This is a genomic window from Actinoplanes sp. NPDC049316, assembly GCF_040677315.1.
Taxonomy (GTDB): Bacteria; Actinomycetota; Actinomycetes; order Mycobacteriales; family Micromonosporaceae; genus Actinoplanes.
On record NZ_JBFAQM010000001.1, the window covers coordinates 396,312 to 413,445 of the forward strand.

Sequence of the window (17,134 nt, forward strand, 5' to 3'; positions counted from 1 at the left end):
ATGCTGATCCTTCGGCGCGCGGACGTGGAGACGGTGCTGGCCGGCCGGGAGAAGGAGATCGTCGACCTCGTCGCCGACACGTACCGGCTGCACGACGCGGGACGCACCGCGGTGCCGCACTCGATCTTCCTGCGCTTTCCCGAGGAGGCGCACAGCCGCGACCGGATCATCGGGCTGCCGGCGTACGCCGGGGGAGCGGCGCCTGCGGCCGGCATGAAGTGGATCGCCTCGTTCCCCGGCAACGTCGCCCGGGGACGGGAGCGGGCCAGCGCCGCGATCGTGCTGAACTCCCTGGCGGACGGGCGGCCCACGGCGCTCGTCGAGGGGGCCGTCATCTCGGCGCGGCGGACGGCGGCGAGCGCGGCGCTGGCCGCCCGGGAGCTGACCACCGCGGCGCCGCCGAGCGCCGTGGGGCTCATCGGCTGCGGCGTCATCAACCACGAGATCCTGCGGTTCCTCACCGTCACCCTGCCCGGGCTCACCGAGGCGGTCTGCTTCGACACGGACCCCGCCCGGGCCGCGGCGTTCGCCGACCGGTGCGCCGCCGAGTTCCCCGCGCTGCGGGTGACCACGGCCGCGACGGCGTTCGAGGTCGTCGGCCGGCAGCGGCTGTTGTCGCTGGCGACCACCGCCGCCGAGCCGCACATGGACCTGACGGCCTCGCCGCCCGACACCACCGTGCTGCACGTCTCGCTGCGCGACCTGACCGTCTCGACGATCCTCGCGGCCACCAACGTGGTCGACGACGCCGATCACGTCTGCCGCGAGCGCACCTCGCTGCACCTGGCCGAGCAGCACGTCGGTGGCCGCGACTTCGTGACCGCCTCGCTGGGCGCGCTGCTGCGCGGCGCCGCGACGGTCACCCGCGACCCGCACCGGCCGGTCGTCTTCTCGCCGTTCGGCCTCGGCGTGCTCGACATCGCGCTCACCGAGTTCGTACGCCGGTCGGCCGCGGACGCGGGGCTCGGCGTCCGCGTCGACGACTTCCTGCCCTGACCACCGATCCGTCATCCCTATCCGCACAAGGAGCGAACCATGACCGCCGACGCGACCGACGACCGCACCTACCTCGTCGTGCTCAACCACGAGGAGCAGTACTCCATCTGGCGCAGCGACCGGGAGGTGCCGGCCGGCTGGCGGGCCGAGGGCTTCGAGGGTCCCCGGGACGCGTGCCTCGAGCACATCGCCGAGGTGTGGACCGACATGCGCCCGCTGAGCCTGCGCAAGCGCCTGGACAGCGCCGCGTAACCCGACCCCGCCACCTGGACAGGAGTGCCCGTGACCACCGAACTTCCGACGGTCGCCGCCGGCGACAGCGGCGCCGCAGCCCTGCTGCCCGGCCGCCTCGCCGAGCAGGCCCGCCGCGCACCGGACGCGATCGCCGTCGTGGACGCGGGACGCTCCGTCACCTACCGGGAGCTGCACGCCGCGGCTGGGCGCACCGCCCGGATGCTGCGCGAGCGCGGCGCCGGCCCCGGAACGCTGGTCGCCGTGTGCCTGGAGCGCGGCGCCGACCTCGTCGTCGCGCTGCTCGGCACCTGGCGGGCCGGCGCGGCGTTCGTCCCGCTGGACCCCGGCAACCCGCCGTCCCGGCTCACCGGCCTGCTCGCCGACGTCGGCGCCGGGCACGCCTTCGTGACCGCCGGGCTGGAATCCGCGGCACGCGCGGCCGGCGCCGAGATCCTGCAGGCGGCCCCGATCGGCGGGGACGACGGCGGCGCCGGCCCGGAGTCCGGTGCGGCGGCGACCGCGGCCGACGAGGTCGCGTACGCCATCTTCACCTCCGGCTCCACCGGGCGCCCCAAGGCGGTGGCCGTGACCCACGGGGGCATCGCCAACCGGGTCGACTGGGCGGTCGCCGGGCACGGCCTCGGGCCGGGCGACCGGGTGCTGCACAAGACCTCGATCGGGTTCGACGCGGCGGTCTGGGAGATCGTGGCCCCGCTGATCGCCGGGGCCACTGTCGTCGCCGCGCCCACCGGCGCCGAACGGGACCCGGCCGCGATGCTGGGAGCCGTCGCCCGGCACGACGTGACCGTGCTGCAGGTGGTGCCGTCGGTGCTGCGGCTGCTGGCCGAGGAGCCCGCCGATCTCTGGACCCGGTGCGGCGCGCTGCGGCTGCTGTTCTCGGCCGGCGAGCCCCTGCACGCCGAGCTCGTGTCGCGGGTCCGGGCCCGGCTCGGCCACGACCTGACGGTGTGGAACACGTACGGCCCGACCGAGTGCGCCATCGACGTGACCGCCCAGCTCGTCGAGCCCGCGACGGCCGCCGGTCCGGTGCCGATCGGCCGTCCCCTGCCGGGGCTGCGCGTGCTGGTGCTCGACCCCGCCGGCGATCCGGTGCCCGTCGGCGTCCCCGGCGAGCTGTACGCGGGCGGCGCCGGCGTCGCCCGTGGCTACCTCGGGCGTCCCGATCTGACCGCCGAGCGGTTCGTGCCGGACCCGTACGGCCCGCCCGGCGCGCGGCTCTACCGCACCGGCGACGCCGTGCGCTGGAACGGAGACCACACGCTGGAGTACCTGGGCCGGCTGGACCAGCAGATCAAGGTCAACGGGGTCCGCATCGAGCCCGGCGAGGTGGAGGCCGCGCTGGCCGCCCACCCGGCCGTGCGCGGCGCCGCCGTGATCGCGGCCGAGGCGCCGGACGGGGCCAAGCGGCTCGCCGCGTACCTCACCACCCGGACGCCGGTCACGCCGGACGAGCTGCGGGCGTACCTGCACGACCGGCTGCCGGAGAGCCACATCCCCTCGTCGTTCCGGCTCGTGGCCGGCTTCCCGCTCACCACCAGCGGCAAGGTGGACCGGGCCGCGCTGCCCGCCCTCGACGAGGTCGCCGGCGCGCAGGCCGACTTCATCGCGCCGCGGACGGCGACCGAGCAGCTCGTCGCCGACGTCTGGGCGGACCTGCTGGGCGTCGAGAAGGTCGGCGTCCACGACGACTTCTTCTCGCTCGGTGGCACCTCGCTGCAGCTGACCCGGCTCGCCGTACGCCTGCGCGCCGCCACCGGTGAGCAGATCGCCCTGCGCGGGCTGTTCGCCGCGACCACCGTGGAGACCCAGGCGGCCCTGATCGCCGCCAGCACGGCGCCCACCGAGGCGCCCATCGTGCCGGTGCCCCGCGACGGTGCGCTGCCGCTGTCGTCCGGTCAGCGCCGGCTGTGGTTCCTCGACCGCATGCACCCGGGCAGCCCGGAATGGGTGGCTCCGCTGTTCCTGCGCCTGCCCGCCGGGGTGCCCGCCGAGGTCGTGCGGGACGCGCTGGAGACCGTCGCGGCCCGGCACGAGGCGCTGCGCACCCGCTACACCGACGACGGCGGCGAGCCGCGTCAGGTCGTCATGGCGCCCGGCGAGGTCCCGGTGGAGTTGCGCGTCGTCGACACCGTGCCGGAGCAGCTCGCGGATCGGTTCGCGGAGCAGTTCCAGCTCGGCTTCGATCTGGCCGCCGGGGTGCTCTGGCGGGCCCTGCTCGCCCGCCTCGGCGCCGAGGGGGAGGTGCTGCTGCTGACCATGCACCACATCGCCTCCGACGGCTGGTCGACCGTCGTGCTCGAACGCGAGATCCGCGAGCTCGTCGCCGCCGCGCAGGAGGGCCGGGACCCGGCGCTCACCCCGCCGCCCGTGCAGTACGCGGACTACGGCGCCTGGCAGGCCGCGCGGCTCACCCCGGCCTACGTCGAGAGCGAGCTGGGCTACTGGCGTACGGCGCTCGACGGCCTGCCCACGGTCGAGCTGCCCACCGACCGGCCGCGCCCGGCGGAGCGTGACCCCTCCGGGGCCGTCGTGCCGCTGCGGGTCGAGCCCGAGCTGGCCGACCGGATCGCCGAGCTGGGCCGCGTGCACGACGCCACGCTGTTCATGACGCTGCTGACGGCGTACGCCACGGTCGTGGCCCGGTTCAGCGGTCAGTGGGACGTGGCCGTCGGCACGCCCGTCGCCGGCCGCCCGCGCGAGGAGGTCGACGCGACGGTCGGCTTCTTCCTCAACTCGCTGGTCGTGCGGTGCGGCCTGAACGGCGATCTGCCGTTCGCCACCGCGCTGGACCGGGTGCGCGACGTCGTCCGCGAGGCCATGCTGCACCAGGAGATCCCGTTCGAGGTCCTCGTCGACCACCTCCAGCCCGAGCGGGACCTGTCCCGTACGCCGCTCTACCAGGTCGCCTTCGACCTGCACAGCGAGGGCGTCACGAGCGTCGCCACGCACGACGACGACATGGCCTCGTTCGTCGCCGCCTGGCAGGTGGCCAAGACCGACCTCTCGCTGTTCATGCGGCGCACCGCCGACGGTGCCCTGGACGGGGTCCTGGAGTACGCGACCGCGCTGTTCGACCGCCCGACCGTGGCCCGCATGGCCGAGCACTTCGTGACCCTGCTGAGCGAGGTCACCGCCGAGCCCTCGGTGCCGCTGGGCGCGGTCGAGCTGCTGTCGGAGCGCGAACGCACCCTGCTGTTGGACACCTGGAACGCCTCGTACCACCCCGCGCAGGAGCGGTCGGTGCTGGAGGAGTTCGAGGCGCAGGCGGCCCGGACCCCCGGCGCGGTCGCGGTCGAGGGCGACGCCCGGCTGACGTACGCGCAGCTCGACGCGTGGGCCAACCGGCTCGCGCACCGGCTGCGCGAGCGCGGCGTCTCCGGGCGCTCCGGCGACGCGGACCAGGCCCGGGTCGGCGTCCTGCTGGACCGCGGCGCGGGGCTCGTCGCCACGCTGCTGGCGGTGTGGAAGGCCGGGGCCGCGTACGTCCCCATCGACCCCTCGTACCCGGCCGAGCGCATCGCGTCCATGATGGACACCGCGGGCGCCCGGACGGTGGTGACGCAGGAGAGCCACGCCGGCCTGTTCTCGGTGCCGGACCTGCTCCTGCTCGACCGCGCGGAGGCGTACCCGGGAACCGCGCCGGAGCGGGACACCGCCTTGGACGACCTCGCGTACGTCATCTTCACCTCCGGCTCGACCGGGCGCCCGAAGGGCGTCGAGGTGACCCACCTCGGCCTGGCCAACCACGTCGCGTGGGCGGCCCGCGAGCTGGCGTCCCGCGGCTCCGGCGGCGCGCCGCTGTTCTCGTCGGTGGCGTTCGACCTCGTCGTGCCCAACCTCTGGGCCCCGCTGGTCTGCGGCCAGCGCGTCGTCGCGGTCGCGCAGGACGCCGATCTCGCCGACCTGGGCCGCACGCTGGCCGCCGCCGGCCCCTTCAGCTTCGTCAAGCTCACCCCGGGACACCTCGACGTGCTGGCCGCGCAACTGACGCCCGCCCAGGCCCGCGAGCTGGCGCCGGTGCTGGTGGTGGCGGGGGAGGCGTTCACCCGGGCGACGCTGCTGCGGTGGCGGCGGCTGGCGCCGGACGTGTTGCTCATCAACGAGTACGGCCCCACCGAGGCCACCGTCGGCACCTGCGTGTATCCCGTCCCGGCGGCCACCGACGCGGAGGTGCTGCCGATCGGCCACCCCCTGCCCAACATGGTCATGCACGTGCTGGACGAGGCCGGCCGCCTCGTGCCGTCGGGCGTCGTCGGCGAGCTGTACGCCGGCGGCACCGGCGTGGCGCGCGGCTACGCGGGCCGGCCCGACCTCACCGCCGAGCGCTTCGTGCCCGACCCGTTCGGGCCGCCCGGCTCGCGCCTGTACCGCACCGGCGACCTGGTGCGCCGGGGCCCGGACGGCGAGGTCGTCATCCTGGGCCGGGCCGACGACCAGGTGAAGATCCGCGGATACCGCGTCGAGCCCGGCGAGGCCCAGGCGGCGCTGCTGACCCACCCGGACGTTCGCGAGGCCGTGGTCCTGGCTGTCACGTCCGGCACGGGCGACAATGAGCTGGCCGCGTACTACGTGCCGGAGCCGGGTCGCGGGCCCGTCGCCGGGCTGGCCGGCCACTGTGCCCGGACGCTGCCCGACTACCTGGTCCCGGCCACCTTCACCGCCCTGGACGCGATTCCGCTGACCGCCAACGGCAAGGTGGACCGCCGCGCCCTGCCCGGGCCGGACGGCAGCGAGCGCGCCGACGGGTACGTGCCGCTCTCCGGCCCCGTGCAGCAGCGGATCGGGGCCGCGTGCGCCGAGCTGCTCGGCCTCGACCGGGTCGGCGCGCGGGACAACTTCTTCCACATCGGCGGCAACTCGATCCTGGCCATCCGGCTGATCTCCCGGATCCAGGAGGAGTTCGAGATCGGCTTCGCCGTGCGCACGGTGTTCGAGGGCCCGACGGTCGCCGAGCTGGCGGCCGTCGTCGAGGAGCGCATCCGGGCGGAGATCGCCGCGCTCTCCGACAGCGAGATCGCGAGCGAGGACCTGACCGCTAAGGAGCGCGACAGATGAGCGACCACCCGACCGCCGGCGCCTCCGAGGCCCGCGAGGAACTGCTGCGCCGCCGGCTCGCCGGCACGTCCGCCGGCCGCCGGCGCCCGGCCATCGGGCCCGCCGACCGTTCCGGTCCGCTGCCGCTGTCCTACGGCCAGCAGCAGATGTGGTTCCTCAACCGGCTCGAGCCCGACAGCGCCGAGTATCTGGTCCCGCTGGTGGTCCGGCTGCGCGGCCCGCTTGACACCGCGGCCCTGAGCGAGGCCTGGCTGCGCCTGCTGGACCGGCACGAGATCCTGCGGACCCGCTACCGCATGGACGGTGGTGAGGTCACCCAGGTCATCGATGCCAAGGGTACGGCGGAGCTGCGGCTGAGCGTCCCCGCCGGGGCGGCTCCCGAGCGCGAGACCGCCGCGCTGGCCCTCGTCCGGGAGGATCTGAGCCGCCCCTTCGACCTGGCCGAGGACCAGCCGGTGCGTGCCCGGCTCATCCGCCTCGCGGACGACGAGCACCTGCTCGCCCTCGTCTTCCACCACATCGCCTTCGACGCCTGGTCGATCGGGATCGTCGGACGCGAGCTGAGCGAGGACTACGCCGCGGCGCTCGCCGGCACCGGCTCGCCCCGCCCGCCGCTCATCGTGCAGTACGCCGATTTCGCGTCGTGGCAACGTGAGCAGCTCTCGGCCGGGGCCCTCGACCGGCACCTCGCGTACTGGCGGGAGCGGCTGGCCGGGCTGCCGTACCTCGAGCTGCCCACCGACCGGCCGCGCCCGGCCCGCCGCGACGGCGCCGGGGCGGTGGTGCCCCTGGCGCTGCCCGCCGAGCTGATGACCGGCGTACGGGCGCTCGCCGCGCGCCATGACGCCACGCCGTTCATGGTGCTGCTGGCGGCGTACCAGGCGGTGCTGGCCCGGTGGAGCGGCCGCGCGGACGTCCCGGTCGGCACCGTCGTGTCCGGCCGGGTCCGCCCCGAGGTGCAGGACCTCATCGGGTACGGCATCAACAGCCTCGTGCTGCGCGGCCGCTGGGACGGCGACCCGTCGTTCGCGGCGCTGCTGGGCTCCGTGCGCGACACCGTGCTGGAGGCGTTCGACCACCAGGCCATGCCGTTCGCCCGCCTCGTCGACGAGCTGCAGCCCGAACGGGACCTGTCGCGCACCCCGCTGTTCCAGGTCGCGTTCACCATGCACGGCGACCGCGCCACCACGTTCGAGCTGCCCGGCGTCGAGGCGCTGGCGTACGAGGGCGCCGGCGGCGGCGCGAAGTTCGACCTGGATCTGCAGCTGCACGAGGCGGCCGACGGCTCCTTGGGCGGCCGCCTCGAATACGCCACGGCCCTGTTCGACGAGACCACCGCCGAGCGCCTCGCCGGCCACGTGATCCGGCTGCTCGCCGCCGCGGTGGCCGACCCGGGCACCCGGCTGTCCGGCATCGACCTGGTGGCCCCCGAGGAGCTGCCGGTGCTCGCCGCGGCCCCGTCCGCCGCCGAGACCACCCCGGTCACCGCCACCGCCGTCGAGGTGTTCGAGCGGCAGGCCCGGGCCACCCCGGACGCGCCGGCCGTCACGTACGCCGGCGAGTCGCTGACCTACCGCGAGCTCAACGAGCGCGCCAACCGCATCGCCCACCACCTGATCGCCACGGGCGCCGGCCCGGGGTCCCTGGTCGGCGTCAGCCTCGACCGCGGCGCCGAGCTCGTGCCCGCACTGCTGGGCGTGCTCAAGGCCGGCGCCGGCTACCTGCCGCTCGACCCCGCGCAGCCCGCCGACCGGATCGCCTTCATCCTCGCCGACGCCGACGTCGCCACCCTCGTCACCGAGCCGCGGCACGCGGAGAAGCTCGGCGCCGTGCACGAGGGCCGGCTCCTCGTGCTGGACGCCGACGCCGTGCGTGACCAGCCGGGCGACGACCCGGCGGTGCGCGCGACCCCGGCCGATCTCGCGTACGTCATCTACACCTCGGGCTCCACCGGCAGGCCCAAGGGCGTCGGCGTCACCCACGCCAACGTGCTGCGGCTGTTCACCGTGACGGACGGCCGGTTCCACTTCTCCGCCACGGACGTCTGGACGCTGTTCCACTCGTACGCCTTCGACTTCTCGGTGTGGGAGCTCTGGGGCGCCCTGCTGTACGGCGGCCGTCTCGTCGTCGTTCCGCACGACGTGACCCGCTCGCCCGCCGACTTCCTCGACCTGCTGATCGCCGAACGCGTCACGATCCTCAACCAGACGCCGTCGTCGTTCCGTTCCCTGGTCGCGCTCGCCGCCGACCCGCGGCTCGACGCGCTCAGCCTGCGCGCGGTCGTCTTCGGCGGGGAGCGCCTGGAGCCCGCCGAGCTGCGCCCCTGGGTGCAGCGGCTCGGGCTCGACGCCCCCGAGCTCATCAACATGTACGGCATCACCGAGACCACCGTGCACGTCACGTACCACCGGCTCACCGCGGCCGACCTCGACCCGCACGCCGGCAGCCCGGTCGGCTCGCCCCTCGGCGACCTGCGCGTCCACCTCCTCGACGAGGCCGGCGCCCTGGTGCCCACCGGCGTCGCCGGCGAGATCTGCGTCGGCGGGCCCGGCGTCGCCCGGGGCTACCTCGGCCGTCCCGCGCTGACCGCCGAGCGGTTCGTGCCCGACCCGTACGGCCCGGCCGGCTCGCGGCTCTACCGCAGCGGCGACCTCGCCCGCCGCCGCGCCGACGGCAGCCTGGAGTTCCTCGGCCGCGCCGACGACCAGGTGAAGATCCGCGGCTTCCGGATCGAGCTGGGCGAGATCGCCGCCGCCCTCGCCGCGCTGCCCGAGGTGCACGACGCCGTCGTGGTCGTCCGCGGCACGGGCGCGGACCAGCGGCTCGTCGCGTACGTCGTGCCGGCCGCCGGCGACGGGCTGGACCGCGCGGCGCTGCGGGCCGCGCTCGCCCGCACCCTGTCGGACTACATGGTCCCGTCGGCGTTCGTGCCCGTCGAGCGGATCCCCCTGACCGGCAACGGCAAGCTGGACAAGGCCGCGCTGCCCGAGCCGGACGGGGACACCCTGCTCGGCGGCCGCGAGCACATCAACCCCCGTACGGTCACCGAGGAGCGGCTCGCCGAGGTCTGGACCCGCGTGCTCGGGCTCGACCGGGCCGGCGTCACCGAGCCGTTCTTCGAGCTCGGCGGCGACTCCATCAAGGCCGTGGCGCTCGTCGGTGAGCTGCGCGCGGCCGGCTTCGACATCGCCGTCCGGGACGTCTTCGAGCACCGGACGATCGCCGACCTCGCCGAGCTGCTCACCGGCCGGCCCGCGCTGGATCAGCTGGACCCCGTCGTGGCCCCGTTCGAGCTGGTCACCGACGCGGACCGGGCGAAGCTGCCGGCCGGGGCGGTGGACGCGTACCCGATGGCCCAGACGCAGGTCGGCATGGTCGTCGAGATGCTCAACGACACCGCGTTGCACGTCTATCACAACGTGACCTCGTTCCGCGTCCGCGACCAGCAGTCCTTCGACGTGGACGCGCTGCGCCGCGCCGTGCACCGCATCGTGCAGCGGCACGAGATCCTGCGGACGTCGCTGGACCTCACCGGCTACTCGGTGCCGATGCAGGTCGTGCACGCGAGCGCCGAGATGCCGGTCGCCGTCCGGGACCTGCGCGGCCTCACCGCCGACGAGCTGGACCGCTCGCTGCGCGATTTCACCACCGAGGAGCGCGGCAGGCTGTTCGACCTCGCCGTGCCGCCGCTGTTCCGCGTCACCGCCCACCAGCACGACGGCGCGTGGTGGCTGACCGCGACCGAGTGCCACCCGATCCTGGAGGGCTGGAGCTGCCACTCGCTGATCATGGAGATCATCGAGGTGTACCGCGCCCTGCGAACCGGCGCCGACGTGCCGGAGCAGCCCGAGCCCGCGGTCCGGTACGCGGACTTCATCGCCGCCGAGGGCCGTTCCCTGGCCTCGGACGAGGACCGGTCGTACTGGCAGTCCATCGTGGACGCCAATGCCCGCTTCTCCCTGCCGCAGGCGTGGGCGGGAGATCCGGCGCGGCCGCGCGAGAAGTACCGGGTCGCCGTACCGTGGCACGACCTCGAGGACGGCCTGCGCAAGCTGGCCGTCACCGCCCGCGCCTCGCTCAAGAGCGTGCTGCTCTCCGCCCATCTCAAGGTGATGAGCATGCTCACCGAGGAGGAGTCGTTCGTCACCGGCCTGGTCTGCAACGGCCGGCCGGAGGCCTCGGGCGCCGACCGGGTGTACGGCATGTACCTCAACACCGTCCCGTTCGCGTTCGACCGCGGCGCCCGCACCTGGGAGGAGCTGGTCCGGCGGGTCTTCGCCCGCGAGGTCGGGCTGTGGCCGCACCGGCGGTTCCCGATGTCGGAGATCCAGCGCGCGGCGGGCGTCGACCGGCTGCTCACCGTGCGGTTCAGCTACCACGACTTCCACCAGGTCGACCGGGAGCTGGTCGACTATCTGGCCAGCATCGACGACAGCCCCACCGAGTTCCCCTTCGCCGTCTCGGCCCGCGTCGGCCACATCACCCTGACCACCGACACCCACGCGTTGTCGCGCGGGTCGGCGGAGTCGCTGGCCGGGCTCTACCGGCGGGTGCTCGAGTCGATGGCGGCGGGTGGCGGCGGTGACGCGCTGGCGTCGTACCTGTCGGTCGAGGAGCGCGAGCGGGTTCTGGTGGAGTGGAACGAGTCGGCGGTGGAGGTGGAGCCGCTGACCGTGCTGCAGCTGTTCGAGGCCCGGGTGGCGCAGGACCCGGACGCCGTAGCGTTGCGCTTCGGCGACGAGACCACGACGTACGCGGAGCTGGACCGGCGGGCTTGCGGGTTCGCGCGTGCCTTGCGCGAGCGGGGGGTCGGCACGGAGTCCCGGGTGGCGGTGCTGCTGGACCGCAGCCCGGACCTGGTCGCCGCGCTGCTCGGTGTCTGGAAGGCCGGCGGCGCCTATGTGCCGGTGGATCCCTCCTATCCGGCCGAGCGGATCGCCGCGATGGTGGAGACGGCCGGGGTGTCGGTGTCGGTGACGTCCGACTCGTATGCGGATCGTTTCGGTCCCGCAGCCGTGCTTCTGACCGATTCCGTGGGCCTCGGCGCCGCCGTTCCGCGGGCCGACCTGATCGGCGGTCTGGCGTACGTCATCTTCACGTCCGGCTCGACGGGCCGGCCCAAGGGCGTCGAGATCTCGCACGCCGGCCTGGCGAATCACGTGGTGTGGGCGCGGGATGTGCTGGCTTCGCGAGGCTCGGGTGGGGCGCCGTTGTTCTCGTCGGTGGCCTTCGATCTGGTGGTGCCGAACCTGTGGGGTCCGCTGGTGGCGGGTCAGGCGGTGCGGCTGGTCGGCCAGGACGTGGACGTCGCGGACCTGGGCACGGCCATCGTCGACGGGGGTCCGTACTCCTTCATCAAGCTGACGCCGGCGCACCTGGAGATGCTGACGTCCGGGTTGTCGGCGGATCTGGCGTCGGTTCTGGTGGTCGCAGGGGAGGCGCTGCCGGCCACGCTGGCAGATCGCGTCCTGGAGATCCTCGGCCCCGGCCGGTTGGTGAACGAGTACGGCCCGACCGAGGCCTCGGTGGGGACGTGTGTGTTCCCCGTCGAGGCAGCGTCGGATCGTGATGTGGTGCCGATCGGCCGTCCGCTGCCGAACATGCGCATGTACGTGCTGGACTCGGCGCTGGAGCCCGTGCCGGTGGGCGTGGTCGGTGAGTTGTTCGTCGGCGGTGCCGGGGTGGCCCGTGGCTATGCCGGCCGCGCCGATCTGACGGCCGAGCGGTTCCTCCCGGATCCGTTCGGTAGCGGCGGCCGGCTGTACCGCACCGGTGATGTGGTGCGGTGGCTGCCGAGCGGCGATGTCGAGTTCCTCGGCCGTGCCGACGACCAGGTGAAGATCCGCGGCTACCGCGTGGAGCTCGGGGAGGTCCGCGCGGTCGTGGCGGAGCACCCGGCCGTCCGCGACGCGGTGGTGTCGGTGTTCGAGCGCAGCCTGGTCGCCTACGTGGTGCCCGCCGACGGAGCAGGCCTGGATGCGGCCGCGCTGGCCGACTGGTGCCGCACGCGGCTGCCGGAGTACATGGTGCCGTCCGCGTTCGCCGCCCTGGACCGGATCCCGCTCACCGCCAACGGCAAGGTCGACCGGCGGGCGCTGCCGTCCCCGGACGACATCGCGGCGGACGACGGCTACGTCGCGCCGCGGACGGTCACCGAGGAGCGCGTCGCGCGGATCTGGGCCGACGTCCTCGGCCGCGAGCGGGTCGGCGTGAACGACGGCTTCTTCGAGCTGGGCGGGCACTCCATCCGGGCCGTGGCGCTCGTGGGCGCGCTGCGCGGCGCCGGCTTCGACGTCGGCGTCCGGGAGGTCTTCGAGCACCGGACCGTCGCCGAGCTCTGCGAGTTCCTCACCGGGCGTCCCGGCGCCGCCGAGGTCGAGGAGTACGTGGCCCCCTTCGCGCAGGTCAGCGCGGAGGACCGGGCAAAGCTGCCGGCCGGCGCCGTGGACGCGTACCCGCTGTCGCAGGTGCAGCTGGGCATGCTCGTCGAGATGTTCGCCGACCGGGAGCAGCACGCGTACCACAACGTGTCGTCGTTCCGGGTCCGCGACGGCAAGCCGTTCGCCACGGATGCGCTGCGCGCGGCGGCCGCCGTCGTCGTGGCGCGGCACGAGATGCTGCGGACCTCCTTCCACCTCGACTCGTGGTCGGTGCCGCTGCAGGTCGTGCACGCCACCGCGGAGATCCCCGTCGCGATCGGCGACCTGCGGGGCCTCGACGAGGACGCCCGCCGGCAGGCGCTCGCCGACCTCACCGCCCGGGAACGCGCCACCCTGTTCGACCTCGAACGTGCCCCGCTGCTGCGGATGACCGCCCACGTCGAGGACGACGGCGCCTGGTGGCTGACCGTGACGGTGTGCCACGCGATCACCGAGGGCTGGAGCCACCGCGCACTGCTCATGGAGCTGCTCGAGGAGTACGCCCGGCTCCGCGACGGCGAGCCCGCCGCCGAGCGGCCCGTCCCGGCTGTGCGGTACGCGGACTTCATCGCCGCCGAGGGCCGCTCGCTGGCATCGGAGGACGACCGCGGCTACTGGCAGTCCATCGTGGATGGCTACGCCCGCTTCACACTCCCGTCCGCGTGGGCCGGCGACGCCTCGCAGCCCCGCGAGAAGTACCGGGTCGCCGTGCCGCTGCGCGACCTCGAGGCGGGGCTGCGCGGCCTGGCCGTCCGGTCCGGCGCCTCGCTCAAGAGCGTGCTGCTCGCCGCCCACCTCAAGGTGATGAGCGTCCTCACGAGCGACGAGACCTTCTTCACCGGTCTGGTGTTCAGCGCCCGCCCCGAGGCGCCCGGCGCCGACCGCGTGTACGGCATGTACCTGAACACCCTGCCGTTCGCGGTCGACCGCGGCGCGCGTACCTGGGAGGACCTCGTCCGCCGGGTCTTCGCGCGGGAGGCGGAGGTCTGGGGCCACCGCCGCTACCCGATGCCGGCCGTGCAGCGCCTCGCCGCGGTGGACCGCCTGCTCGACGTCCGGTTCAGCTACCAGGACTTCGACCACGTCGACACCGACCTGGTGGACGCCGAGCGCAGCGCCGGGGAGGGCGCGACCGAGTTCGGCCTGGCCGTCTCCGCGGTCGGCGGCTACCTGCTGCTCACCACGCACACCCACGCGCTGAGCCGAGAGTCGGCGGAGTCCTTGACGGGCCTCTACCGGAGAGTCCTGGAGTCGATGGCGGCGGGTGCCGGTGGGGATGCGCTGGCGTCGTACCTGTCGGTCGAGGAGCGCGAGCGGGTTCTGGTGCGGTGGAACGAGTCCGCGGTGGACGTCGAGCCGCTGACCGTGCTGCAGCTGTTCGAGGCCCAGGTGGCCAAGGACCCTGACGCCGTCGCGCTGCGCTCCGGCGACGAGACCATGACGTACGCCGACCTCGACCGGCGCGCCGCCCAGTTCGCGCATGCCCTGCGCGAGCGGGGAGTGGGTACCGAGTCCCGCGTGGCGGTCCTGCTCGACCGCAGCCCCGACCTGGTCGCCGCGCTGCTGGGCGTGTGGAAGACCGGCGGCGCCTACGTACCGGTGGACCCCTCCTACCCGGCCGAGCGGATCGCCGCGATGGTGCAGACGGCCGGAGTCTCCGTGGCGGTGACCTCCGGCTCGTACGCCGGACGCTTCGGCCCCACGACCGTGTTGCTGCCCGGCTCGCTCGGCGAGAACGCACCGGTCGCGCGGGCCGACCTGATCGGCGGTCTGGCGTACGTCATCTTCACGTCCGGCTCGACGGGCCGGCCCAAGGGCGTCGAGGTCTCGCATGCGGGCCTGGTGAACCACGTGGTGTGGGCCCGCGATGTGCTGGCGTCGCGGGGTTCCGGTGGAGCGCCGTTGTTCTCCTCGGTCGCCTTCGACCTGGTCGTGCCGAACCTGTGGGGTCCGCTGGTGGCGGGTCAGGCGGCGCGGCTGGTCGGCCAGGACGTGGACGTCGCCGACCTGGGCGCTGCGCTCGTCGAGGGGAGCCCGTACGCCTTCGTCAAGCTCACGCCGGCGCACCTGGAGGTGCTGACCTCCCAGCTGTCGGCGGAGCAGGCCGAGGATCTGGCGTCGGTCCTCGTGGTGGCGGGGGAGGCGCTGCCGGCCACGCTGGCGGACCGGGCCCTGGAGATCCTCGGCCCCGGCCGGTTGGTGAACGAGTACGGCCCCACGGAGGCATCCGTCGGGACGTGCGTGTTCCCCGTGGTGGAGGCCTCGGACCGCGATGTCGTGCCGATCGGCCGGCCGCTGCCCAACATGCGCATGTACGTTCTCGACCCGGCACTCGAACCCGTCCCGGTGGGTGTCGTCGGCGAGTTGTTCGTCGGCGGCACAGGGGTGGCCCGTGGCTATGCCGGTCGCGCCGATCTGACGGCCGAGCGCTTCCTGCCCGACCCGTTCTCCGAAGGCGGCCGCCTGTACCGCACCGGCGACGTGGTGCGCTGGCTGCCGAGCGGCGACGTCGAGTTCCTCGGCCGCGCCGACGACCAGGTGAAGATCCGCGGCTACCGCGTCGAGCTGGGCGAGGTCCGGGCGATCGTCGCCGACCACCCGGCCGTCCGCGACGCGGTCGTGTCGGTGTTCGAGCCCACCCCCGGCGACCGCCGCCTCGTCGCGTACGTGGTCCCGGCCGACGGCACGGCCGACGCCGGAGAGCTCGGCCAGTGGTGCCGGGTCCGGCTGCCGGAGTACATGGTCCCGTCGGCGTTCGTCGCCCTGGACCGGATCCCGCTCAACGCCAACGGCAAGGTCGACCGGCGCGCGCTGCCGGCACCCGACCGGTCCACCATGGACACCGGCGAGGAGTTCGTCGCGCCGGAGACGCCCACCGAGCGCCTCCTCGCCGGCATCTGGTCCGAGGTCCTCGGCGTCGCCCAGATCGGCGTGCACGACCGGTTCGCCGACCTCGGCGGCCACTCCCTGCTGATGATCAAGGTGCTGGCCGCGGCCCGCCAGGCCGGCCTGACGGTCTCGATCTGGCGCATGTACCAGCACGAGACGCTGCACGACCTCGCCGCGGCCATCGACGCCGACCAGGCCGAGGCGGCCGCGGAGTCGGCGGCAGCCGTGGCGCCCACGGCCGAGGAGCAAGAGGAGAAGCAGGTCACCGTCTCGGCGGACCTGCTCGCCGACCTGCTGCGCCGGGCCGGCGGAGCGTCCGCCGCGGACCCCCGGCTCGCCGAGGCCGCGGCCCTGGTCGACCGGGCCCGGGCCGTCCTGCCGGAGCTCGCCGACGGGCTGCGCGTGGTCATGGCGGCGAACCACGTGCCGGGCGCGAGCTTCGCGCTGCTGCGCGACGGCGAGGTCGCCGAGACCCTCGCGCTCGGCGTGCTGGGCGCCGGCGGCGACGCGGCCGTCGATCCGGGCACGATCTTCCAGGCAGGGTCGATCAGCAAGCACCTGACCGCGTTCGCCACCCTGCGGCTCGTCGCTGACGGGCTGCTCGACCTCGATCGCGACGTCGAGGCGTACCTCACCTCGTGGCGGCCCGCCGCCGACCCGGCCGCGCCGGGGCCGCTGACCCTGCGGCACCTGCTCGGCCATCGCGCCGGCCTGGCCCGGCACCGCAGCGTCGGCTTCCGCCCGGGTGAGCCGGTGCCCACCCTGCTGGACCTGCTCTCCGGACGGCCGCCCGCGGTCAACCCGGAGGTCCGCCGCGAGCTGGCGCCGGGGTCGGCGTTCCGCAAGTCCAGCACCCACTACTGGGTCGTGCAGCAGCTCCTCGAGGACGTCACCGGCGAGGCCTTCGAGCCGCTCATGCGCCGGCTCGTGCTCGACCCGCTCGCGATGACCGGCAGCAGCTTCGCGCAGGACTTCCCGCGGACGGCCGGGCGCGGCGTCGCGCTCGGGCACGACCGGCGCGGCGCGGTCCTGGACGGCGGCTGGCGCGAGCGCGGGCACCTGGCGGCGGCCGGGCTGTGGTCCACCGCCGGGGATCTCGCCGCGTTCGCCGCCGAACTGCGCCGGTGCCTGCGCGGGGAGCCGGGAGCGCTGCTCGCGGAGCCGTACGCGCGGCAGCTCGTCGCCGCCGAACCGGGCGGGTTCTACGGGCTCGGCACGATCGTCGACGACACCGGCGCCGACCTCGAGTACGGCCACGGCGGCGAGCCGGCCGGCTACTGGACCATGGCGATCAGCCGGGCCGCCGGCGGCACCGGCTTCGTCGCCCTCACCAACGCCGACGGCGGCAAGGACGTCGTCCGGCACCTGACCGCCGCGCTCGCCGAGCGCGACGGGTCCTTCGGCCGCGGCAGCCTCGCCGCCGGCTGGGCGGGCACGGCCGGGCCCGACGTGGGCGCCGCCGCGGCCGTGCTGCGGCCCGTGGTCACCGACGACGAGCGCGCCTGATCCGGCGCGGGGCG

4 protein-coding genes are annotated in these 17,134 nt (G+C 74.6%); all 4 read left to right on the forward strand.

What is annotated here, in order from left to right:
* Genes sbnB through AB0K03_RS01785 form a run of 4 tightly spaced genes read left to right on the forward strand, consistent with a single transcriptional unit; the run spans window position 1 to window position 17,120 of the window.
* Entirely contained in the window at window positions 1-996 is a 996-nt protein-coding gene (sbnB, locus tag AB0K03_RS01770) for a 2,3-diaminopropionate biosynthesis protein SbnB (protein ID WP_364678989.1), read from the forward strand.
* A gap of 39 nt (window positions 997-1,035) precedes the next feature.
* Entirely contained in the window at window positions 1,036-1,248 is a 213-nt protein-coding gene (locus AB0K03_RS01775; protein ID WP_364678991.1) for an MbtH family protein, read from the forward strand.
* 30 nt (window positions 1,249-1,278) lie between these two features.
* The gene (locus AB0K03_RS01780; RefSeq protein WP_364678994.1) at window positions 1,279-6,306 is read left to right on the forward strand and encodes an amino acid adenylation domain-containing protein; all 5,028 of its coding nucleotides are present in this window, start codon (window positions 1,279-1,281) and stop codon (window positions 6,304-6,306) included.
* Window positions 6,303-17,120, forward strand: coding sequence for an amino acid adenylation domain-containing protein (locus AB0K03_RS01785; RefSeq protein WP_364678997.1), 10,818 nt, complete (start codon window positions 6,303-6,305; stop codon window positions 17,118-17,120). The genes AB0K03_RS01780 and AB0K03_RS01785 overlap by 4 nt, the downstream gene beginning before the upstream one ends.
* Window positions 17,121-17,134: the final 14 nt, after the last annotated feature.